The organism is Sporomusa termitida, assembly GCF_007641255.1.
GTDB classification, from domain to species: domain Bacteria; phylum Bacillota; class Negativicutes; order Sporomusales; family Sporomusaceae; genus Sporomusa; species Sporomusa termitida.
In genome coordinates, this window is sequence record NZ_CP036259.1 from 1716355 (window position 1) to 1740069 (window position 23715).

Genomic DNA, 23715 nt, shown 5'->3' on the forward strand with positions numbered 1-23715 from the left:
GAGATATGGCTATCATACTAAACGATCCACGCTATCAGGCATTGGACCAAGTTAGTTATGCACTTGGACAAAAGTTGGGGCAAGATTATCAAAATAAAAAAGTATATAACGCGACGCAACAATTCATTGCTGAACAGGCGGCCAATGCTCAGAAGGCCAGTGAAGCACAGGGGTTATTTGGGAATTTCCAAAAGAAATATGGCTATCTGAATGAGTATGAAGGACTCAAGAAAGGCTATGAGGCTCCCGGGTTGACCGATGAACAACGTGCTGAAATTGTAGACAAGTCGAAGAATCTTCGCCAAAGGGCCTTGGCCGATGGTGTTGAGTTGCCAGGTGAGGAACTTAACTACAATGATATGCGGATTTCCAATGATGACTTTGCCCGGTCCAATATTGGACAAATTGCTTCGCAAATGGAGAAAACGGGCCTTTACGGGCCGGCCCTGGCAAGGTTTCAGGCTGACCAGGTTTCGGATATGGGTCGGGATGCCGGGGCAAGTCCCCGACCGGAATTACAACCGGTACAAGGTCTGCTATCGAGCATTGATGGGTTAATTAACGAGCAGGTCAGAAAGTATTCAGACCCCAAGCAACGTGAGGCAGCTAACGCCGCATTTATAGCTAAGCACTCTTTCTCTCCGGAGCAGGCGAAACGGGTTGAAACGATGCTGCAGCCGCGGGTAACAGATGCCAAGACGAAGCGCAATGCCCAGCTTCTGAGAACGCTGTACAATCCTTTCGCTGCTGATGAGGATAAGATTCAGGCAGCGCAGGAGTACTATCAAGTAAATGGCTTGAAGCTGGATGGTATATTAGAGAAGCTGGCGCCGGGGTACAAGACGTTTACTGAGGATACTGGTGCTAATATCAATACGGTTTCGCTCAAAACTCCGAATGCTTTGGGCATTGGTTCATATGAAGCCGGGGTGCCTCGGACTACTCAGAAGGAAATACCGCCAGGTACACAGGCGCAGATGAACTTGCAGGGTAAAATTCACGAAGATAATAATGCTCTTAACTGGGCTAGGTTCCGACAGGATGCTAATGGGATTAAGCAAATCATTACCGGTGATGATGGCACTGTGTATGGTATCAGCAACTCTGGGGACGTCAAATCGCTTGCTAATATCTCGACTTTCTCAAAAGAAGATGCGGCACGAGTAAGGGCACTCCAGACGCGCATGAACAATGCTATTCAATTTTACAAAGCGTCACAGCATTCGTATGATGCTGAAGCTGAGACTCCTGGTATGAAGCAGGCAATGGATGATTATAACAAGGCGGCGGCTGAGCTGGATGCTATATTTACGAAAGGGCAGGGCGGGCAGCAAGGGCAGGGGAGTGGGCAAGGCAAGGTTGTTAATTACAATTCCGCCATATCTGAAATAACATCCGCTCTGGAGCGAAATGCTAAAGCACCTGCCGGTCAAAAGTGGAATCGTCAACAGATAGAAGCTCATATTCTTCAAAAATATGGAGATATGGGTGAAAAGCTCATTGCAGATACTGATTTTAGAGCTTATGGAATGTAGGTGAGAATTATGGCATTTAATCCGTTTGAAGATACCTCTCCAATAACAACAGGATTTAATCCATTTAATGAAAATATAGATGAGGTGGGTAAAGTGGACCCGCCTCAAGATTCATTAGGCAATGCTTATCTTAATCCGCAGGGGGTTAAGTCCGACAGACTGAACGCATACAGTCAAGCAGCGCAAAGCGGGGCCATACCGGCCAATCCATCACAGCCAGTGACAAAGGAGACTGAGGGCAATGGTGCTTTAGGCTGGTTCAAGGATGCCATAGATTCAGGCGCGGCAGGTGCATTAGCCGGGCAGGCGCATTTCATGGATGCAAACTTTGGTATTGGCGGCGATACAGCTAAATATCTTGATAAAGTTACCGAACGCAATAAAAGAGAAAAGCAATACAGTGCTAAAGATATGATCCCCTTTGCTTCAGATTATTGGACTAATCCGCAGGGAGCTGTTTATGATGTCGGTAACATGGTTGGTTCTGCCGGCGCATTGGGAGTTGAAGCATTAGGGGCAGCGGGATTGGCCTCTATGCTTCCTGGTGGCGCTGTCGCCGGCGGTGCGGCTGCTATTGCAAGTCGTTTTCCTACGCTTGCAAGATTTGCTAGTACTCCTCTTGGTAAACTTGCTGTGCTTAATATGGCCAGTAAGCCGTTTGAAGCTATGTCAGAAGGCGGCAGCATTGTTCCAGAGATGCGCAAGGCTGGGTATTCGGAAGATGAGATAAAAAGTGCGACTAGAGAACTAGCTGCTTATAACGCTCTATTTTTAACAGCTACTGGTCTTACTGAATCGGCCGGGATGGGATGGTTGGGCAAAGGCGTTAAAAACGCTGGGCAGCAGGGGTTAAAGGAAGGTGCTAAGACCATTGCAAAACGTAGTGCTATTGGTGCAGCCGGCGGCAGTTTGCAGAATGCTTTTGAAGAAAGGACGCAAACTGCCCTTTCCAATGATGTTATGGGCGAACCAACGGGTAACTGGTATAATCCGTTTAGTTGGACTCAGGAAGAGATCGATGCTGCGGCAGTTGGCGGCGTAGGTGGTGCGGTATTGGGCGGCGCAGGCGGCGCTTTAGGCGGTGCAACGAGCAACCGGCAAGCAAACAGTGTTGCCAGTGGCCAATCACAAGACCCCTATCAAGCCATGGCTCAGAGCGTAGCCGCCAAGACTGGCATCCCTGCCGAATTAATCTATGGCCAGCTTTACCACGAAAGCGGCGGATTCAATAGTCAGTTAGCCAGAGAAAACAATAATTTCGGCGGGCTGACGCAAGTAGAATTTAATGGCGAGGATAACAAGCAGCCGGACGGCAGCAATTACTATATGAAGTTTGACAATCCGGAGAAATTTGCCGATTACTATGCGAATTATCTTAAAAAGTATGCGGAAGATGGAATACTTGAGGCTAAAACTCCGGAAGAATACGCTGCCGCCTTGAAGCGTGGCGGGTATTATACCGATAGCGTAGAGAACTATACTGCTGGCATTAAGGGCGGCATGAGTAAGTATACCGGCGCCTCCGGGCAGGTAACGGCTAGACAGCCTGATACTGCTATTCCGGAACCTCCGAAAGTCGAGTTTACACCGGAGGAAACCCAACAGGCAGTAATCTGGCTGGAGGATCAGATCCCCAAACTCCAGACCAGCGATATTGCTAAAGCCAACTATATCGAAGAAGAGCTTGCCAAAAGAAATGTCAGCAAACTCCTGGATGAATATATGGTGCCGGATGGCGAGGGTAATCAAGTGCCACTGGGGCAGCGGTTGTTCCCAGAGAAGTTTCAGCAGCAATTACAGGTTAACCAGCAAGAGCAACTTTCTCCAGATCAGCCGGCCGGAATGGAGAACCAGGAACAAGTAACTGATATAAAACAGGCCCGGCTGGCCGTGGATGGCGCTCGGTCTGCCCTAGATGAAATCAACGCAAAACAGATGCAGAGCTTTGTGCCATCGGGTAAAAGGCAGCAAGGGCAGAATTTGGTCAATGTACTCAATGCTGCTAATGCGCAAAAATTCGACCAGGCTGCCGCCGCTAAGATGCCGTTGCCGGCACGCACTGAACCTGTTAAATCGCAAACTCCTGTCAGCGGTCCGGAAACGATGCAGAGATTAACGCAACTTACCGGCCAGCAGCCTGCGGCGTTAAATGTTCCCGCTGCTTCGCCTAATCAAGCGGGTATAGAAGCTGTTAATCAATTGCGGCAGCAGGTTATGCCGGCCCAGGAAACCCTGCCCACTGCGGAAGTCGCCAATTTAAAACGGCGTCTTTTTCGGGCTGTTAACAGTAAGGATTACCCGCTGGCCATTAATCTCGCTAAGCAATTAGGCCTAGATAAAAATGCTCAAATGTATGAGAATGCTTTGGCGGCGCAACAAGGGAACGGAAGTATAAAGTTTAGTTCAGGGCAAGGTGATAACCGGAGTCACGCTACTGAGGGTCATGGGAATGAACAGTCTACGATCAATGATTTTGTAGAGAAGGCATTATCACACAAAGAATATGCTTGGCTTAATATTAAAAAAGTAGAACCTAATACAGCCGAACGTATTCAATCCTTGATCGGTGTTGATGTAAGTGATTACATGCACAATATTACATCGGATGATCTAAGGCATATTATTAAGCAGCATGGCGACCCAGCTAAGGAACACCAGCGTGGACAGTTGCCGGTAACTGATGTCGACTTAAAACGTATACCGGAGATAATCAGCAACTATGATAGAATTTTACCGGGCGAGGAAATAAATAATCAAAAGGCTGTTGTTTACGAAAAACGGATGGATGACGGAACTGTTAACTATGTCGAAACCGTTTTAACAGGAAGAAAGGTTTTGCGCACAAAAACAATGTGGAAGAAGCCGTCTGCGCGGATCGTGCCGGATAAATCCGACCCTCCCCCTACGTCCTCATCAGGTGGTTTACACCCTATAAGTCCCGAACGCAGCTCGACTTCTTCCATTAATAATACTATACAACAGAATCCGGATTTATTCAAATCAGATATTCGCTATTCTGCCGGCCAGTTCCGGCCATTTTCTTTTAAAGAGAAAGAACTGGAATACGGTGTTACTTACGAAGTTGATTTGAAAGAAGGTCGTAAGGAGAAACTCCGCTTTATCCCGGAAAAAAGCTATACAAAAGAAGAACAAGCCATATCCGAACTGGGCAACTTTATGGGCGTGCCGGTTCGGTTTTTTGTTGCCCGCAGAGAACTGAGAGGCTTCTATGATCCTGAGAATGGCATTAGTTATATCAACCGCAGCGGCAATCGGGGACCAGAATGGGCCTTTTGGCACGAAAATATGCATTGGATGAAGCAGCAGGATCCGGCATTGTATCGTGACCTACTGGCTCATATTCAAGGGTCTGATGCTATTACGTCAGAACAGATAGCCCGGTACCGGGAGACTATTGCCCAGGGCGACACATTGACAGACGCTGAAGTCATCGAAGAAATGCTGAGCGACGAGTTTGCCGATACTGCTATGAGGCAGCAATTGCTCCGGAATCTGCAAAGCCGGGATGTTAACCTGTTTGACAGGTTGGTTGAATGGCTTAAAGCGACTATTGCCAGGATTAAGTATTTCACCCAGGCCGGGGGGAATAGTAAACTGACTGAGCAACAGGTGGTAGCATTCGAGAATGCCGCCAGGAGGACGCTGCTTTCGCTCAAAGATGCGAACGGGGACCGGCTGTTTCAGGACCGGACGGAGTTTCCGTATCAGAAGCTGCCGGTCGAGTCTGTGCAGTTTAGTCAGAGAAATAATAAACCTCCGGCCAAAGCCGAAGGTTATCGAACTGAATCGGGAGCAGATATTCAAAATGCTAAGCCAGATGAGTTCATTGTGAAGCCTGACGGTTCGATTGACTTTGGTGAAATTACTCAGGGAGAAGCAGCAAAGATGCGAAGGCAAGGTGGTAAAATCCGTTTACAGGTTGGGCAAGAACAGGCATCTGGACGCTATGGCTTAGTGCATGTTTTAAGCAAGCACGAAAAACAAATTAGAGATATAGGTTATGCAAGCCCTGCCCGCTTTATTGAAGAGGTTGTCAGCGGCTTCAATGAGATATGGCAAGGGGGCGGAACAGGATTAATTTTGGCTAAGCGATCATCACCAAATCACATCGCAGTTGTTGAATTAAAGCCAGGAGTGGGAGGGAATAACGATTATTACACTGTCAGCACAGCTCTTCCAGTTACTGGAGAGAGGTACTTTAAAAATAAAAAACCACTTCTGGTAAGGACCGAACCCTTAACGTCTGTTTCCGAAACAGACTCTGGTTTGCGCACATCTCCTCAACAAGTCGGAGAGGAGCAGCCAATCGGTTCCAGCAGAAGTGATTTTATTACTAGTATAGTACCGCAGGAACAGAAAAATGTCAATGAGGATGAACAGTCCAAAGTCGACATGGCGAGTGATTCCGATCTAAAGGACATTGTAAAGCCTGAGCAGACGACGGCAGCAGTACAACATAGTGCTGGCGGCCAAGGATCGTTTGCTAAGCAACTTGATCAATGGGCGGCCGGGAGCTTACATCCACGTGCGATGTTGACATTAGGGAAAACGCCGGATGTGCTTATCAAAGTTGGAGCTAAACAATTACCGATAGAAATAAGTCAAAAGGTAGTTGCTAAAATAGTCAACACTAAAGGTACTGACGGCGGTAAACATGGGCTGGCAATGGATGTGCTTAAACAATTGCCAGAAAACCTTGATAACCCAGTGATGGTGTTCAAATCCGCCACAACAGAAAATGCGGTTGTTGTGTTGACTGAAATGGTTGACAAAAATGGTGATAACGTAATAGCAGCTATTCATTTAGAACGGCAGCACGGACGTAATGTAGTCAATGCAATGGCAAGCGTATATGGCAAAGAAAACACTACTAACTTTGTGCAGAAACAAATTGAAGCTGGACGGCTTTTATACCCAAATAAAAAAATAAGTCATGATTGGCTGCGGTCAAGGGAGGCTCTAATTGCCTCCGGAGCGCAAACTTCCAATCACGACTCTATTACTAGTATAGTACAACAAAGCGAAAAAGATGTCAATGACGGTCAACCAAAAAATGACATTAAAAGGAAGAAGTCTACTGCGTACATCATGCCAGATAAACCCAGCCCTCAGTATACGTCCACATCGCCCGAGCGCAGTACAAAGACTTCTTCCAATGAGTCTGTTCAGGCTCCGTTCCAGAGGGCTACAATTGCCCAAGGAGGTGGCTCAAAACAAGACTCTATTGATAGTATAGTAGCGCCGGAACAGAAAAATGTCAATGAGGGCAAAAAGGAAAACAAGCCTTCTGCTGATAGCGCAGACAAAATCAGATACTCCGCCGGCCCTAAAGGCAATCATATCTGGTCGCTGTCCAAGCTGCTAAAATCTCTTGGTTTTAAGACGAATAGCAATATTGAAATCCTCAATCGCGCTATAGAAGGGGCTAACCCCATACGGCTGCTGATGCAATCGCCTTCGCGCCTGGCGGAGTTATCTCCTAACATAAAAGCTTTTGTCTACCAAACTATTCGCGCTCATGAAAAGATTGACCAATTCAGGAATAAGGCCGACCATACACTTGGGAAAATTGAAAAATTGCTTACTGATAAAGAGGATATGGCCGATTTCCAGGGAGTTATGCTTATGGGCGATCTTAACCAAGAAGAATATACCACTCAGGAGCTCAGACATGAAGGTTATTCGGATAAGGTTATCCGTGCTTATAAAATGGCGCGGAAATTACTAGATCAGTTTTATGAAATGGCCAATGATGTCCATCAACGGACACAAACGGTCAGCAAAAGGGCAACTAAGGCAGAACTGCAAGAAATCAAAGATAGTCCCTTCACTGAGATTATCAGCGAAAAGGCATTAGACAAAGGAGATACATTAGTCACTTATAAAGAACGGGCTAACCGATTAAGAGAAGATGTGCCTGTGAATGGTGATGCTTTGGTGCTCATGGCTCAAAATCCTAATATTCAAATAGTGCGTGTGCAAAATGTGACCGGGGCTATATTAAATGATTATAGCACATTAGCTCATGGTGATAATCAGTTGTATGTGACTTATCGGGAACAAACACCGCCTATTAACAAGCTCGAAGGGCATGTACGTCATTTCTTTGGGGACTGGATGGTGTATGAAAAGACCAAAGACGCTGACGGGAAAGAACAGTTGGTTTCTGTTGCAAGTGCAAATAGCCGCAGAGAGGCTATAGTCAAAGTTAATGAGCTTGACCCCGGCAAAAAATATTTAATAAAGCCGAAAGCTATTGAAATCCCTAATGCTAATCAATATGCAGCTGTAGTTGGTGATAGAGAATTCTTCCGTATCATGCAAAAGTTAGAAGATGAGTTTCAAATTACCCCCGGTGAAGCACAGCAGATTCTTGACGGCAAGGTCAGTATGAAAGCCAGGGGACGTTTCTATGGTGGTAAAATGCACCGTACTGGTGCCCAGGGCTATGAAACAGATATTTTCAAGGTTATGCGGCGGCAAACTTACGAAATTGCCAGATTCGCCGCTCTTGACCCTTGGAAGCGAGAAATGGTAAGTCGGTATGAAAGATTATATGGCCGCTGGGATAGCTGGACAAAGCACAGTTTGGAAGCTATGTACATTCACAAATACATTTCAGATGTGAATGGTGATATATCCATACTGGAGAAAGTTCTTAACCGGATGATTGCAGGAATACCTGGAGTGTCAAATGTGCTTGATACGTATGGTATTAATCGTCCTGCTGTTGCGCTCGGCAGTACAGTAATGAAGTGGACGGCGGTCGCTAAGCTTGGGTTTCGCATAAAAACAGCTTTGGTGAATTTGGCGCAGGCGATTAACAGCGCCGGCGCAATGAATGACTGGGGCGCAATGGGGGAGGGATTAAAGAGAACATCTGGCAAAGTGTCAATTAGTGATCGGAAAGTATTAATTCAATCGGGCGTAGGGGCGGACATTGGCGTTGCGGATGTTGGTGCCGGATATTCTCAGGCCGAACGGTTTTCTAGTGGGGTAGTTAAGACGGCAATGTGGCTGTTTTCAAAAACAGAAAAGCGTGTCCGTGCCGCTACTATTCTTGGCGCCTATCATAAAGCCAGAAAGGAAGGTATGACTCATGGCGAGGCGTTAGAGTACGCAAAAGAAATCAATCAAAAGGCTAATGGAAACTATGCTATTTCCGATACCCCGTTGTTTATCCGTGCCGGTGGTCCGGTAACGCAAACGGCATTCCAATTTAAGAAGTATCCCGTTAAGCAGCTGGAAATGATCGGGGAAATATTGTTCGGCAAAGGCAATTTGTTTAACCCGATGACCTGGCGGCCGAACGCTGGACAAAACGCCCGGTTCTGGCTGCCGTATCTGGCGTTGTCCGGCGGATGGGGCATTCCAGGCTTCAAGGCGCTTGCACTGCCGGTGGTTGCCGGGATACTAAGAGCGTTCGGCTATGAGGGCGACGATGATGAATTGCTTGTTAAGCAGGCAACCTTTAAAATGGCTGATGAATTTTTCAAGGATATTTCGGAGGTAAACGCGCTGATGAAGGGAGCCGTCAAAACCGGGTGGTACGGCATTTTGGGCGCCATTCCGAAATATGGGGTTGATGTGTCAAAGAGCACGGGTATTGGTGATTTTGGTTCCGCCGACAATATGCCTAGAAACGCCTGGGAAAGGTTCTTTTCTGCATTCGGCCCCGGTGGATCTACCATCTATAATACAGGGGTTAAAGTGGCTGAAGGCGATCCGATCGGCGTGCTGAACGCCATAGCTCCTGCCTTAGGCGATATGGCCGCGGCCATTACGGGGGAGAAGAAAGGCAAGCGGGACAGGGTGTTGAACCGGTATGAGGAGATGCACGAGCGGATTCTTAAAGCGGCGGGGTTCCGGACTATGGAGGAAGCGATAGCGAGTGATCGGGGGCAAATAGAAAAAGATGTGTTGAGAGCCAAGCGCGATAAGGTGGCCGCGGCCATCGATGCCTACCTCGCAGCGGAGGCTGCCGGCAATCAGAAGGAAAAGGCGAAAGCTGGCCGGGAATTAGCCCGTTTGCGTGTAACGGGTAAGCAGCTCGATGATGAGCGGCAGCGGAAACGGCAGACAAGCCTTGAGAGAACAGAACAAAACATACCGAGGAAATACCGGCAGGAGTTTTTAGGGATTCAGCAGTTTCAATAGAGATGAGGTGATAACTATGCCGCGAGAGCCATGCCGCTGAGGAGCGGTATTTTTATGTTTATTTTATGGGGGTGGGGAGTTGGATTATATTTTAAAGCTCTGGGTACTGATCCGGCGCAGTATCGACATGATTACTGATTGCTGGCCCTATAAAGCAGCGGCAGCCGGCTTATCAACCTTGATTTGTTTTCTATTCGGTGGCAGTGAAATAATTTTGCTGATTGTTATGGTGTTTGTCTGCCTGGATACTCTGACAAAATGGGTGGCCATCACGAAACGTTATCTAATTGACCAGGGCATACAGCCAACTACAACCGCATTACTATGCGGATTTTTTTATGCCTGGAAGCCAGGGTACTTATCTAGTACCGCTTTAAAACAATGTTGGGGCGAAAAGATTTTTACCTATGGTACCCTAATTGTTTTTGCTGGTATGACTGGTAAATTGCCCGAAATTCTCATTGCTGGCACACAACTGAATAAGGCAATTGCTGGCGGCATATATGCTTATATTGCCATGACTGAGTTATTCAGCATTCTGGAAAATTTTCAGGATATGGGCAACAAGAAAGTAGCGCAGTTAAAGCAGTATTTTTGTACAATTGTTAGTAAGATTACGGGAACTAGTTTTTCTGTGACTATATCAAACAAGGAGGACAAAAAGAATAGCTAAAGCATATATTAATCCCGGACATGGGGGCCTTGAATGACTAAAAGTCTCAATTTTAGGGAGTGTGATTATAAATGAAAGGCATTGACGTAAGTTATCACAACGGCATGGTTGATTGGCAAGCTGTGGCGGCTGCCGGTATTGAATTTGCGATTGTCCGCAGTTCGTATGGCCTGCAATCACAAAATTTGATGTTTGTCCAAAACGTGGCCGGAGCAAAAGCCGCAGGACTTAGGGTGGGCGCTTACCATTACTCTTACGCGCTGACTGTATCTGATGCAATTCAGGAAGCTATTCATTGCCAGGAAACGATTGCCGATGCTGGGGTACTGCTAGAAATGCCGGTATTCTTCGACATGGAAGACGCGGACGGATACAAAGCGCGTAAGGGGTTTGTCTTTGACCGGGCCGTGATAACAGAGATGTGCCGGGCGTTCATTTGCAATATCGGCCTTGATTGCGGGGTTTACGCCTCCTATTGGTGGCTTGAGAATTACATTGACTGGCGTAGTATCGGTTGCGCGGTGTGGAATGCTCAGTGGGGTAAAAATGACGATATTAAGGGGTATATGTGGCAGTACACGGACCGCTTGGAGATCGGCGGCAAGTATTTTGACGGTAATATCAAATATGAGTAGTAAGAAAAAGCGCCGTCCAGCAATGGGCGGCGTTTTAATGGGAGAGGAGACAATACATGTTTATTTTAACCAGGATAAAGGAGATGATTCTCAATGCTAAAAAGACTATTATTATCGGTGCTGTTGGCCTGTTTGCTGGTTTTGGTATCGGCTGGTACCTGTTCGGCTCAGTACATCATGACCGATCAGGAGCTGACCAGGTTAGAACAGATATTTCAGCAGCTGGACGAGAACAACAGGCAGCTGTTGACCGAGTTGGACGAGTCGAAAACGGACTTGCAGACAGCGCGGCTGAAGCTGGCAGGGTATCAGAGGGACTTGGCGGCGTTGCAGAATCAGTTGCTGGTGCTGAAAGCCGAATCGACAGCAGCCAGGGAAAGCTTGCTGTCAGCGCAGGACTTATTGCAGAAGGCCAACGAATCCTTGCAGACATACGAGCACGAGGTCCGGTCGGAGATTAGGGGGCTGAAGCTGCAGCGTGGAGTGTTGGTGCTGGGGTTAGGGTATCTGGCGTTTAGGTAGGATGGGGGCATGGACTTCGGTCCGGGGCTTTTTTTTATAGAAAATGGGTATTTTGACTATATAACTAAAAATAGATTAAAATAACCTAAAATAGCTAAAACAGAATAAAACTGGATTAAAGTGGATAAAACTAGCTAAAAACAGAAGAATACCATCCTTGTCAAATATTCAGCTAATAGTTTATTATAATAATAACAGAACCCACCACGCCTCTCCTTGTGCTTTACAAGTGATGCGGACCAGGGTGGGGCTTTTATTTATCAGGGGTGATGGCTTTTATGAACCCGCTAAAGCCTCCTTGTACATTTAAAGAACAAATCGAAATACTAAAAAGCAGAAATCTTATTATTATTGATGAAAACTATGCTGAAATGATTTTATCTCGTGTAAACTATTATAGGCTGAGTGCTTATGGTTTGGGATTACATGAGAATAATCAGTATAAGGAAAACATAACTTTTGAAATTATTTACCGTTTATATGAATTTGATGTGAGATTTAGGTATCTGTTCCTTGAAGTAATAGAAATCATTGAGGTAATGTTTAGAACTAAAATAGCATATCAAATGGCAAATAAATATGGTAGTGAATGTTACTTGAATGATAGTTTATTTCAGGTGAAAAAGTATCATGACAAATTTATTGAAGAATTCGCTCTAGAGAAATATCATCAAAGAAATGCCGCGTTCGTTAAACATCATGAAGATAAATATGGTGGGAAAATGCCCATTTGGGTAGCGGTTGAATTATTTTCTTTTGGAATGCTATCTCGTTTTTATGGGAACATGAAAGTCGATGATCAATGGAAAGTAGCTGAGCACTTTAAGACTTCACCAGTGTTTATTCGAAGTTGGTTAAAGTGTTTAGTTGAAGTTAGAAATATATGTGCGCACTATGGACGAATTTATAATAGGATTCTCAGTAGTGAACCAAGGCTATATAATGAACATAAATATATTAAAAAAGATCGTGCATTTGCAGTGATAATTGTAATAAAACGGTTGCTTAATGATGACTCTTTTAGGAAATCATTTGTTTTAAACCTTAATACTTTAATCGAAGAGTTCGAAGATACAATAGACCTTTCTTATATTGGATTTCCGACTGAATGGGGAAAAATGTTGGGTGAATATATTGAATCAAAATAAAAATCCGCATCCTTAGTACGGCTTTCCGCTTACTAATTCTACGAAAAAAGTGTCACTTTACTTTCAAAGCCCATCTCTCAGCCAAGGCCGGGATGCGGCTTTTTCTATTTATTCCCACTTTACAACCCAGAACATTTGTTCTAAAATTACTACAAACAAATGTTCTAGGAGTGTGAAGCACATGGAAATTAACAAACATAAAATATTCGTCAAAATAACCGCCGAACACGACGAAAACGGAATTGTCAGGCCTACAATCTTACATTGGAAAGATGGTCGGAATTTTATCATCGATAAAGTCTACGACGTGCGCCGGGCTGCAGCTCTCAAGGCTGGCGGGACAGGGTGGAGGTATAATTGTCTGATTTCCGGCAAGCAAGTGTATTTGTTTGACGAAGATGGGCGTTGGTTTGTGGAAGGAAAATAGAAATGCCCCTGGCACACGCCGGGGGCTTTTTAATCGTTCATATATGAGGCGGCTAGTCCGCCTCTTTTGTGTTGTCATCAGTTTCTGCCAAGATTTCAATAGCTTTTCGTTTTTTGGGGGGAAGTTTTTTTAGTTTTCTAATTAATTCAATGTCTTCTGGAGATATATCCGCAGGGAGTAATTCTCTAGAAGAAGTAGCGGCAGCGACTATCGGGGATAGATTTGAATGAACTACTAATTCATTCTCATTTAGAATTTCGATGTCTGATATTAGGGACTTAATTATTTCGATCTGATGCGGTGAAACCTTACCATTGGTTAGTGCGAGTGTTTCAAAGATTTTTTGATAGAATTCGGTTGTTGAAAACTCCTCTGTCTCTTGGAGATGAGGAAGAGCTATTTCAGCTAAGGTTTTAATCAATGCTATGTATTGTTCATGAGTAAGTGTTTCGATTTTTCGCTCCAATGGTAGATGCCCTGCAGCTTGCATTAACTCTTTATATGTGATATTTAGTGATGGAGCTAATTTCTGAAGAATGGTAGGAGTGGGTATTCTTTTGCCGTTCTCGATTTGAGATATGTATGCATTAGAGACACCAGATTGTTTTTCAAGTTGCCTAGTAGTGAGTTTTTGCTCATTACGTAAATCCTTAATGTATTTTCCAAATTCTTCTGCTTTCAATTAAAATCACCTAATTTATTTTTTATTAAACTTGTCCAATGAATGATTGCAAAAGTGAACATTTTATGATAATCTGATTATGAAAGTTATCAAATTGCGGGAGGTGATAAAATGATGCCTAAGATAAGACTTAAAAATCCTCAATCATTTAAAGTGAAAATCCTAAAGCACGGGTACACACAAAGGGCACTTGCAATAAAAGCAGGCACTTCTATTGCTTCTTTAAATGCTCTCATCAACGGAAAGCGTGGGATTGGTGCAGGTATTGCTAAAAAAATATCGATTGCTCTGGAATGTGATTTTGATGACATTTTCCTTGTTTGTGGTGATTGTGAAAGTAATCAAGTTGTTGAACGAGGATAGGTGAAATATGAATAGCCCAGTACCATTAGACCAGTTAGTTTTAGAAATCCGGTTTTACAGCCAACAGACGGCCTTAAATATGATTGAGGTTGGCAAGCGGTTGTTGCGAGCTAAAGAGCAAGTTCCTCATGGTGAATGGGGAAGGTGGTTATCTGAAAAAGTCGACTATACCGAACGTAGTGCTCAACGTTTTATGAAAGTTGCTGAAACTTTTGCAAATACGACACACATGTCGGATTTGAGGCCAGCCCAAGTTTATGCACTGCTAGATGCTCCCGAGCCAATTCGCCAAGAAATTTTGGGAAACCATAACCCCAAAGAACTTACGGGCAAGCAAATTAAAGAATTAAGTCGGCGGTTACTACAATCCGAGACTGAAATAGAAATTGAACGTAAAGCCCGTGAATATGCGGAAGAAGAGAATAGCAGGCTCAAACAAGAGAACCAACGACTTGCCAGTAGACCGGCGCAGGTGATTGAGAAGGAAGTTGTGCCGCCTGATTATGCAACATTGAAATCGAATAACAGGCAGTACGAAGAAACTGTAAAAAGAATTATTGCCGAAAAGGAAAAATTATCTAAGGACCTTGAAGTGGAAAGAGATGCAGCAAGATTATCCCAAAAAGCGAGCCAGGATAACTATGACCAGCGTAAAGAGTTTGAGGCGAGGGCAGATATGATATCTGGGAGGATAGCTCTTTTCATTCGCGATATGGCGGCATTTGGGTACATGGGAGCGGACTATTTTAGGTGTTCTGATTATAGTCGAAAAAAATATGAAAAGGCTATTGAGCGCCTTGAAAAGTTAACGCGTGACCTGCGGGAGCAAATGCATGTCCTATCTATAGAAGGGGACACCAAAATAATTAATGCGGAGGTAATTGAAAATGACTAACGGGAAATATTTAATGATTGCCGAGAATCTTCTTTCTGAGGTAAAGGAAATGAAGGTAGACCAGGAGGTTTTTAAAGCAGAAGTAAACGATAAACTAGATGATTTTAAGGCGACCCTTGATTCGCAAGTATATTTAAATTCTTCTCAAGAAGCGGCCCTCAACAAAGCAGTCAAGAGAAGGATCAGGGAGTTACTTCCCGATGAAGCAGATTATAAAATCCAAAGCAAGAAAATGTTTCAAGCGTTATGGGGCAACCTTAAGGAAGTTTATCAAGTGGCAAAGTACCGTGAAATTCCTCGAATACATTATGAGTCCGCTATGCAGTATGTAGAAAAATGGCAACCAATCAGGTTGGCCAAGCCGGCATAAAATGATTAACAACAACTTTTCAGCCATACTAGGCAAGCGACTGTTGAAAATCACCAAGATAGCGAACGATACAGGAGTTTCGCGTACAACATTGACAAATCTCTATTACAAAAAAAGTACGGGTATCTCATTTGATGTTCTCGAAAAATTATGTGCGTATTTAAACTGCGATGTGGGAGACCTATTTGAACATGAAGCCGATGATAAAACAAAAGACTAAACCGCTCCGTCCTGGCAGATAGCGCGATTTAGTCCACCACCATCCCGAAGGGACAGTCTTATACATAGTATATCATAATTTATTCGTTTTATTCGCATATAGTGAATAAAATTAGAATAATTTTTTCAAGACTGTCCTCCAAGGGTGGGGTGATTAGTATAACTTAGGGTTATCAGTTCGGCCTAATAAATAATCAATAGATACGTCGAAGTAATCTGCAATAGCAGTAAGAAGTGAAACATTGGGCGTAGACATCGAATCATGGAGGGATGAGAGCAAACAAATAGACTTGGAATAATACTTGCCGCCAGATAATCTCTGGCGGCTATTAAATAATTAAGGAGTGATTTAATATGGCAACATGGACTAAAAACTTTAATTTCCGGGGCGAATGGAATGGCACAGCCACTTATACCGTGAACGATATCGTGTTGTATGAGAATGCCTTGTACATTTGTCGGTCGCAGAATGTTAATATGGTGCCGACTACCGAGCCGACGTGGCAGTTGTTTCTTGAAGGTGGCAGTAGCAACAATGCTATTGTGAATGAGGAAACGGGGGACATAGCTATCGGGAAAGACACCGAGATTCCTACCGGCAAAAATACGATTGCAATTGGTACAGGTGCTTTCGCGAAAGCTGATACAAGCGGTGTAGAAAATATAAGTATTGGTATGGGAACAATGGGTCGTTATTACCTTGTTGACGGAGAGCAAATAACAACTTGTAATAACTCTGGAACGGGTAGCTACTATATACTTGGGAAGGCAAGAGCCCCTTTTATTAGAATATTTAAACGGTATTGGGATACTCTAGATAATTTTTATTATAAATTACTCCCCGAACAAGTTTTGAATATAACGCTTAACTTTGAGGAGGGTGGTGGTATAGGAAATATAGCACTTAGCTCTGATGATAATTATTTGGCTATTAGCTATAACAGTGCGCCATATTTTTCCTTATATAAACGAGAAGGAGATATTTTTTCTCTTTTAACAAGTCCCGTCAATATGCCAGATGCAATGCCATATAAGTTATTGTTTTCGCCTAATGCTAACTATTTAGTTGCAGTAACCTATCCGGGTATATTTATGATTTACAAACGAGAAGGAGATACTTTTACTAAAATTAATAACCCCCCTAATCCGCCTACGGGCATCAAGACTATAGCATTTTCCTCTAATGGAGTATACTTTGCTCTTGGGGGAAGTAACGCCCCATATCTTTTTTTGTATAAGCGTGATGGAGATACTTTTACCTTTCTTAATACAATAACTGAAGTGCCAATTGGCGTTGTCAATCACATTTCGTTCTCTCCCGATGACGATGAGAAATATTTAGCTGTTTCACTAGAAAATTCTCCATATATTATAGTATATGAGAGATATGTAGATAGTTTTTCTAAATTATCAGATCCAGTTGATTTACCTACTTCAGCCTGTGATAATTTGAGTTTTTATAAGGGTGTAGGAGAATCATTAAAGATAGCTATGTGCTTCGGTTGGGAAAAGCGGCTTGTTGTATATCAGATCAGCGATAACACGCTAAACAGAATAATTGATCAAACAGATGACACTTATCTTGCGGTTGCACCGGCTGCTATTTTTCCGATAATCATTGGCGGTCATCCGGTTTTAATACTTGGTAACGGTAATAATGATGAAATAAGCATGTGGGCTCTTAGCGAAACCGCTGCTAAGCGTATGTCTGGTAAATTTATAATAGATACAGATAATATGACTGGACATGGCAATGTTGTGGTTGGCTCAAAAGCAGGAACTCAATTAACATCCGCAAATAGAAATATTGTGCTTGGTTACCAATCGGGAAATGGCATATCTACTGGTTCTGATAATATTCTTTTAGGACAATGGGCATTGTCACACGGTGACGGCTATTCCAATATTGGTATAGGTTATTATGCGCTTAACGGGTTTGTAGCAGACACAATCGGTGGCAGCAATATTGGTATTGGTTACTACTCCATGGGGGGAGGCATACAAGGATCAAATAATATTGGTATAGGTTATGCTGCTTTGTGTGGGTGGAATGGGAATAATACAGGATATGATAACATCGCTATGGGATACTACGCACTAGGCTATGGCACATCGGGGAGTCAAAATATTGGCATAGGCTATTATGCTTTGTGTGGGTGGAATGGGAATAATACGGGATATAGTAACATCGCCATGGGATACTACGCACTAGGCTATGGCACATCGGGGAGTCAAAATATTGGCATAGGTTATTATGCTTTGTGTGGCTACAATTATGACAATATGGGTGATAGCAATATTGCATTAGGGTATTTTTCTATGAGTAGCGGTGTTGATAATTCAAGCTATAATATTGGTATAGGTGATAACGCAATTGCCAATGGATTAAGTAATGCAAATGGTAATATAGCTATTGGACAAGCCGCTTTGCAAGGTAAAAGGGTTAATGGAAACGAAACTCCTATTTCTGGTTCTAATAATATAGCAATTGGGAGAAACTCTTTGCGAGAGCTGGCTACTTATTCCAACTGCACCGGTCTAGGCGCCAACTCCGCAGTAACCAGTGACAACCAAGTCCAACTAGGCGACTCCGCCACAACCGTATATGCCTATGGCGCCCTGCAAGATCGGTCAGATGAGCGCGATAAGGCCGATATTCGGGATACCGAGCTTGGCCTAGATTTCATCTTGAAACTCCGTCCGGTTGACTTCAAATGGGACTATCGGGAAGATTACCCGGAAGGCGAAGAAAAAGACGGCAGTAAAAAGCGCAGTCGGTATCATCATGGTCTAGTCGCGCAGGACGTGCAACAGGTCATAGCCGACACCGGCAAGGACTTTGGTGGCTTCCAGGACCATAGCGTAAACGGCGGCAAGGATGTATTGAGCATTGGCTATACGGAGCTTATTGCGCCGCTGATTAAGGCTGTGCAGGAGCAGAATGAGCTTATTTTAAGGCAGCAGCAGGAGATTATTGAGTTGCAGAATCTGGTTGCTTCTTTGGTCAAGTAGTAATGCAAAATCCCCGGCAAAAATTCGATGCCGGGGATTGGCTTATTTGTTTGGCCAACCGTAATATTCCCCAAGAGAGGTTTGTTTACTATAATTAATTACTCCACGAAAGAACAGAAAAATCTGAGCCGGGACCAGAACCGGGGCTTAAATTTAATGCAGGCGCTATTAAATCACTATGCAGTATTTTAACTCCTGATATAAATATGGTGTTATTAGAATATAATCCAGCGACGGTAACACCGGCATTGTTGGCATTTATATAATTACCCGCAATCATAAGAGTCGTTGGAGCTGTACCGCCAGATAGGCTTATGTTATTTGTTGCTGATACCATCCCAACTCCTTTTCCACTTATAACAGAATTTGAATTATTAAGTGTAAAATCTCTTGTGTATATTTTTGTAACCGCATCAGATAAATCTTTATTAATGGATCCCCCGTTTAATGTCACGTTAGTAGTTGCCACTACGGTGAGTTCTTTACCATTAACGTATGTATCACTATTTACGGTTAGACTTCCAGAAGTATACAGATTAACAGTGCCATTATTTCCGGTTTCAATATACCCCCCAGTAATAGGTATTCCTGCAACTGCATAGATGGTTACAGAATTGCCTTTAATGTAAGAGGCGGCTGAATTGAGTTCCATGCGGCTAGAAGTGTATAGGTTTATAGTTCCATTTGGAGAATTAATAGAGCCTCCTGTGAAGGAAAATCCATTTTTAGCGTATATAGTTACATTCCCACCTGTAATTCTAGAACCTGCTTCCATAGTAAATGTTCCATTAACGTATATTGTTACAGAATTTCCCGGTGGTATTGTATAATTCTTATTCACGACGTAACTTCCATCACAATAATAGGTAGACTGTGACAATGTATTTCCACTAATGGTTTTTAGATTAGTTCCTCCTGGTATGGGCAAAGTCGGAAAATTTGCCATCGGATTACTGGGCATTAATGATGCTGGGTCAGGAATATCTATGGTGCCTTGATTACTAAGTTTTTTAGGAGCACCTGCGGTTATTTGCGAAATGTTAGTACTATTAACAGTATTATTTCCTGCTGTAACAGTAGGGGCATAAGCATATCCCGATATTGTGCCGGTTGACGACCAATTCAAATTAATAATTGTGTTTGAAGCGATATCGCCGATTATTTGGGTTGAAGTGCTGTTAATATCTAACGTCCCATTTGAAAAAGCACTATAATTATATATACCACTTCCTCCTTGCGATCCCGTCTTTACATTCACTGTCACAGTCTTTTGTGAGTCGCCTACATACCCTTCTGAGGTAATTGTATAAGTATTTCCTGGCTCTGGGGCAGAAAAGGGGTCAATTGGTGGGTTTATCTTGACTATATAGTATTTATCCTCCGAGCCATCAAAACTATTATGGCTATCATTGTTAATCCAACCCCAATCCGTCCTCCCATTAGCAATCGCCACAATGGCCCGCTTGGCTCCAGCCTCAGCCACGAACTGAGCTTCAACCAGATTTTTATTTACCGATGTCAATTTAAGCTGAGTTGTAACCATGGGAGTAAGACCGGCTACAATAATGCCGGCAAACGCCATGATGAAAAGAGCTAACATAGTTGACAAACCGCTTTGATTTCTTAAATGTCTCATCTGGTCACCTCACATATTGGGAAGCGATATGGTGAATTCATTAAACGTAATTATTGGACTGTTACTAAATGCCCTGTCAATTACTTCTATAGAAACGGTTAATGTTTTATTAGCAACTGATTCAAATGTTATATTTTTTATTACAGCAGAAGTCAAATTTTTAGTTGTTGTATTGCCGTCGGTGTCTATTCTCTCTACCATGAGAGCATTAGCATTATCGCCAGTACCAATAAAGATTCGGCAATTTCTGTTATCTACAGTAAATTCAATTTCCGTTGAACTTACTCGCGTAACATTTGTAGCATATCTGATTTCATTTGACAGAGCGTTAAAAATTTCGCGTTCGCTGGAGATGTTCCGCTGTTGTGCCATGTTGATTTGAAAGGTTTTAATAGTGGTTGTTAAGGTCCCAAAGATAGGCGCTAAGATTATTAGCATGATGGCCATGCCAACCAGGAGCTCAACTAGAGTAAATCCACGATCATTCAGTTTTAACATAGTAGTATCCTATCAATCTAACATTATTAGGCTCATTGCCAGTTTCTAAATAAGGCCATGAAACCGTAATTTGATAGGTGCTAAGGTTATATTGGCCGGCTGGATTTGTATAGTACCCATCTAACGTGGAAAGAGTAATAGGTTCAGTTGTAACCCTATATTGCATCCCTGATTGAGTAACAACTTCTTGAGCGGGAGGATTGATTGCTGCTGAACCGTCAAGCAAATTCAATTGGTCAAGTCTTTGTTGAGCAATATAAGTGGCTGCTGTGTGACCAGACGCGGCTACCGTAGATTTAGATATGTACATACAAGTTCCAAGTATGGCCGTTAATGCAACAACCGTTATGAGGACTCCAAGCATGGAATCAACCAATATCCAGCCGGCTTGCGACTTCATTTTAGTAGTGAGTTTTATACGGGCACGTTTAACAAGTTCTAAAACTAATAATAGATCCCAAAGTAATGAAACCACAAACAAGACAGTAATAGTAGTAATCGCTAATGCTTCAGCGAAATCTTGAACACCGTAGCTATATGCAGGAATAAGAATTAGTGCTAAAAGTACAGCTGCGACAAAAATAAAGTAAATTGCTTTGAGTAAGATTATTGAGGTTTTCTCATTTTGGTATGCTTGTTCAAGATCATCCAAATACTTCATGTAAATACCTCCCTAATATTACATATATTTCTTAATAAGTTCGATATAAGGGAAAATATACCTTTTAAAAAATAATTTTATTAGAATTGTATTTATATTTTGAGATACACTCCGAGGCATCTTGGCAAAGAGAGCTATTGAATAAAATACAGATAACTATAAAGTGTTAATGAGATAACACTGATTGATGTGTTGGGTACTGCCCCTGATATTGTCGGCGAGACGGTCGAGAACCTGTGCGAACAGGAGCGCCTGAACCGCGAGATTCATCGGCTGACCGTCCGGGAAAAATGGGTGCTCGAGATGCGCTTCGGCATTCCTAACGGCAGCCGCAAAACCCAGCGGGATATTGCTAAAATACTGGGTATATCCCGCAGCTATGTCAGCAGGATTGAGAAGCATGCCATTAACAAGCTGGGGAAGACACTGGCAGTGGATGAACAACCGCCTAAGTAATTGCATTGCCGGTTCATTCCAACAAAAACAACGACTAAAAGCCCTTTCACGTTTAATCGGGATAGGGCTTTTCTTCATTGGAGTTAATAAGGTTCCATTTTCAGGGGATAATGTCTCCTTATTCCGGTTCTGCAAAAGGAGTATTTTATGGTAATAAAAAAAGCCTGTTTGGGATTTGAATTGAGATTTTTCATGTTTGATTATTTCGGGTTGTTGTAGATACCATTGTTTCACGGTTTAATACAGCAGTTCAGGCAAATAATCCGGCCGGAGAAACTGTGAATTGTCATCACATGTCCAAGACCTCGGTAGGTGAGGTATTCCGGCTTGCAGAGGAAAACGCAATCAGCTACAACGATGTGGTGGACAAGCGACCGGAGGAAGTGTACCGGTTGCTGTTTCCGGAAAAGTGCGAAGCTGTCCCGATATTTGCAACACCGAATTATGAATATGCCCACAATGAACTGTCCCGAACAGGCGTAACGCTGAAGCTTCTCTGAAAAGAATACCGGGACAAATGCCAAACCGAAGGAACACTTCCAGTCGGCTACACCAAATTTACCCTTGGCTATGGCGAGTTTGTGAATGCCCGCCAACTGACCAGCCATCTTCTGCACAAACCTGGCGTAGTTACCGAAGTCGATTGGAGCGGCTCAAAAATGGCTGTTGTAGACCGCAACACCGGTGAAATCATCCCCGTATACCTGTTTGTGGCTACCTTGCCTTACAGCCAATATTCCTACATTGAGCCGTGCTTCAATATGAAGCGGGATACCTGGCTTCGCTGACACGTCCATATGTTTGCGTTCTGGGGCGGCGACGATCCGGATAGTTTGTAACAATCTGAAGACCGGCGTTGCCGTACCAGATCGCCCAGTGGTACTACGTCCGTAAAGCGAATCTTGACAGCCATGTTGTTCAAGAACAATCGCTATTCCTGCCCGTACCAGTATGTTGGAAAAGAAATTGATGTAAAAGTAACCGACACATTGGTGGAACTATACTACCGGCAGGAGAGAATCGCTACGCATCGGCGATTTGTAGACTATGTAACCAACCAATGGTCTACCCACCCGGAAGATATGCCGGATCAGTTTCAGCACTCACCATGGGATGATACCGGAATTCGCAACTGGGCGACATCCATTGGCAATTCCACCGCCAATGTGATCGAGCAGATATTTGTCAGTGAAGATTAAGGAGCAGGGCTACAATGCATGCCTGTCTGTACTCAGGCTGAGCAAAACGCATACAAATACACGGCTGGAAACGGCTTGTGAGCTGGCACTGCCCCAGTTTCGCTCGCCCCGTTACCGTCATTTGAAAGCCATTCTGGATGTGGCTCAGTACCACACGACTTTGCTTTACTCCTTGCAATCCGACCAAACCCGAGTTGAGGCATTTTCGACTTTTTGCGAGGAAAATCTTTGAAAAATTCCATAAAATAGCAGGATTTTTATCGAGGGTAGCGAAAAATATCTGAAATATTTAAATATACTAAATCAAATACATATGCTGTTTTTGTTAGTTTATATTCTTTTTTATTTAATTTATTTGCTCACCAGGAAGATGCTTGGTAATTCTGGTACTGTTGTTAACAAACAAAAACAAACATGCCCTTTATACTTTGTATTTGACATAATGTAATTATGACATATTCAACTAAAGTCAGGGTGGAGAGATGGAAGATATTCAAACAAGGGTACAGATCTTACTAAAAGCAGCAAGTCTCACGTGAAGCCGGAAAACGACGGAAGACAACAAGTTTTGTCGAATATGGCGCAGCGGCGGGAGCAGCGGCCCCC

Annotated in this window: 22 protein-coding genes; 17 read left to right on the top strand and 5 right to left on the bottom strand. The window is 43.4% G+C overall.

The annotated features are described in order from the left end of the window. The first annotated feature begins 5 nt into the window (after nt 1-5). From SPTER_RS07695 to SPTER_RS07715, 5 genes are all read left to right on the top strand, one after another. Nucleotides 6-1535 (top strand): hypothetical protein, encoded by a 1530-nt coding sequence (locus tag SPTER_RS07695; protein ID WP_144349835.1) that lies wholly within the window; start codon nt 6-8, stop codon nt 1533-1535. A gap of 9 nt (nt 1536-1544) precedes the next feature. Continuing rightward, on the top strand, nt 1545-9713 hold the full coding sequence (locus tag SPTER_RS07700; RefSeq protein WP_144349836.1) for a MuF-C-terminal domain-containing protein: 8169 nt from the start codon (nt 1545-1547) through the stop codon (nt 9711-9713). A gap of 79 nt (nt 9714-9792) precedes the next feature. Next, nucleotides 9793-10386, top strand: coding sequence for a phage holin family protein (locus tag SPTER_RS07705; RefSeq protein WP_144349837.1), 594 nt, complete (start codon nt 9793-9795; stop codon nt 10384-10386). 71 nt (nt 10387-10457) lie between these two features. Next, nucleotides 10458-11021, top strand: a complete 564-nt coding sequence (locus SPTER_RS07710; protein WP_144349839.1) for a GH25 family lysozyme — start codon at nt 10458-10460, stop codon at nt 11019-11021. A gap of 93 nt (nt 11022-11114) precedes the next feature. Next, nucleotides 11115-11543 (top strand): hypothetical protein, encoded by a 429-nt coding sequence (locus tag SPTER_RS07715; protein WP_144349841.1) that lies wholly within the window; start codon nt 11115-11117, stop codon nt 11541-11543. A gap of 134 nt (nt 11544-11677) precedes the next feature. Here the strand turns inward: SPTER_RS07715 and SPTER_RS25860 are convergent, their stop codons facing one another. Further along, entirely contained in the window at nt 11678-11800 is a 123-nt protein-coding gene (locus tag SPTER_RS25860; protein ID WP_144352800.1) for an arylamine N-acetyltransferase, read from the bottom strand. Nucleotides 11801-11821: 21 nt separating this feature from the next. On the opposite strand from SPTER_RS25860, the gene SPTER_RS07725 reads away from it, so the two are divergent. After that, a complete protein-coding gene (locus SPTER_RS07725; RefSeq protein WP_170233195.1) occupies nt 11822-12691 on the top strand; it encodes an Abi family protein in 870 nt (289 codons plus the stop codon). A 181-nt stretch (nt 12692-12872) separates the two neighbouring features. Then, on the top strand, nt 12873-13118 hold the full coding sequence (locus SPTER_RS07730) for a hypothetical protein (RefSeq protein ID WP_144349844.1): 246 nt from the start codon (nt 12873-12875) through the stop codon (nt 13116-13118). 52 nt (nt 13119-13170) lie between these two features. On the opposite strand, the gene SPTER_RS07735 is transcribed toward SPTER_RS07730, so the two are convergent. After that, nucleotides 13171-13800, bottom strand: coding sequence for a helix-turn-helix domain-containing protein (locus tag SPTER_RS07735; RefSeq protein WP_144349846.1), 630 nt, complete (start codon nt 13798-13800; stop codon nt 13171-13173). Nucleotides 13801-13911: 111 nt separating this feature from the next. On the opposite strand from SPTER_RS07735, the gene SPTER_RS07740 reads away from it, so the two are divergent. The 5 genes from SPTER_RS07740 (at nt 13912) to SPTER_RS07765 (ending at nt 18659) form a co-directional block, all read left to right on the top strand. Continuing rightward, complete coding sequence (locus tag SPTER_RS07740; RefSeq protein ID WP_144349847.1) at nt 13912-14163, top strand: helix-turn-helix domain-containing protein; 252 nt, start codon at nt 13912-13914, stop codon at nt 14161-14163. Nucleotides 14164-14170: 7 nt separating this feature from the next. Then, nucleotides 14171-15058, top strand: a complete 888-nt coding sequence (locus SPTER_RS07745) for a DUF3102 domain-containing protein (RefSeq protein WP_144349849.1) — start codon at nt 14171-14173, stop codon at nt 15056-15058. Next, entirely contained in the window at nt 15051-15428 is a 378-nt protein-coding gene (locus tag SPTER_RS07750; RefSeq protein ID WP_144349851.1) for an ORF6C domain-containing protein, read from the top strand. The genes SPTER_RS07745 and SPTER_RS07750 overlap by 8 nt, the downstream gene beginning before the upstream one ends. A 1-nt stretch (nt 15429) precedes the next feature. Continuing rightward, nucleotides 15430-15648 (top strand): helix-turn-helix domain-containing protein, encoded by a 219-nt coding sequence (locus tag SPTER_RS25865; RefSeq protein WP_144349852.1) that lies wholly within the window; start codon nt 15430-15432, stop codon nt 15646-15648. A gap of 353 nt (nt 15649-16001) precedes the next feature. Beyond that, a complete protein-coding gene (locus tag SPTER_RS07765) occupies nt 16002-18659 on the top strand; it encodes a tail fiber domain-containing protein (protein WP_144349853.1) in 2658 nt (885 codons plus the stop codon). A 94-nt stretch (nt 18660-18753) separates the two neighbouring features. Here the strand turns inward: SPTER_RS07765 and SPTER_RS07770 are convergent, their stop codons facing one another. Genes SPTER_RS07770 through SPTER_RS07780 form a run of 3 tightly spaced genes read right to left on the bottom strand, consistent with a single transcriptional unit; the run spans nt 18754 to nt 21454 of the window. Next, on the bottom strand, nt 18754-20295 hold the full coding sequence (locus SPTER_RS07770; RefSeq protein WP_144349855.1) for an autotransporter outer membrane beta-barrel domain-containing protein: 1542 nt from the start codon (nt 20293-20295) through the stop codon (nt 18754-18756). Between the two features lie 9 nt (nt 20296-20304). After that, nucleotides 20305-20793, bottom strand: coding sequence for a PilW family protein (locus SPTER_RS07775; protein ID WP_144349856.1), 489 nt, complete (start codon nt 20791-20793; stop codon nt 20305-20307). Then, the gene (locus tag SPTER_RS07780) at nt 20777-21454 is read right to left on the bottom strand and encodes a hypothetical protein (protein ID WP_144349858.1); all 678 of its coding nucleotides are present in this window, start codon (nt 21452-21454) and stop codon (nt 20777-20779) included. Before SPTER_RS07780 ends, SPTER_RS07775 begins: the two co-directional genes overlap by 17 nt. A gap of 189 nt (nt 21455-21643) precedes the next feature. Here SPTER_RS07780 and SPTER_RS07785 point away from each other — a divergent pair, with 189 nt between their 5' ends. The 5 genes from SPTER_RS07785 to SPTER_RS24645 all read left to right on the top strand — a co-directional run bounded on the left by SPTER_RS07785 (nt 21644) and on the right by SPTER_RS24645 (nt 23341). Then, on the top strand, nt 21644-21910 hold the full coding sequence (locus tag SPTER_RS07785) for a sigma factor-like helix-turn-helix DNA-binding protein (protein WP_246105527.1): 267 nt from the start codon (nt 21644-21646) through the stop codon (nt 21908-21910). Nucleotides 21911-22188: 278 nt separating this feature from the next. Next, complete coding sequence (locus SPTER_RS07790; protein WP_144349866.1) at nt 22189-22410, top strand: hypothetical protein; 222 nt, start codon at nt 22189-22191, stop codon at nt 22408-22410. Nucleotides 22411-22491: 81 nt separating this feature from the next. Beyond that, nucleotides 22492-22698, top strand: coding sequence for a transposase (locus SPTER_RS07795; RefSeq protein ID WP_144349868.1), 207 nt, complete (start codon nt 22492-22494; stop codon nt 22696-22698). A gap of 123 nt (nt 22699-22821) precedes the next feature. Next, nucleotides 22822-23109 (top strand): Mu transposase domain-containing protein, encoded by a 288-nt coding sequence (locus SPTER_RS07800; protein ID WP_144349870.1) that lies wholly within the window; start codon nt 22822-22824, stop codon nt 23107-23109. Beyond that, nucleotides 23099-23341: a hypothetical protein gene (locus tag SPTER_RS24645; protein ID WP_170233196.1), complete on the top strand. Its 243-nt coding sequence runs from the start codon at nt 23099-23101 to the stop codon at nt 23339-23341. The genes SPTER_RS07800 and SPTER_RS24645 overlap by 11 nt, the downstream gene beginning before the upstream one ends. Nucleotides 23342-23715 lie beyond the last annotated feature (374 nt).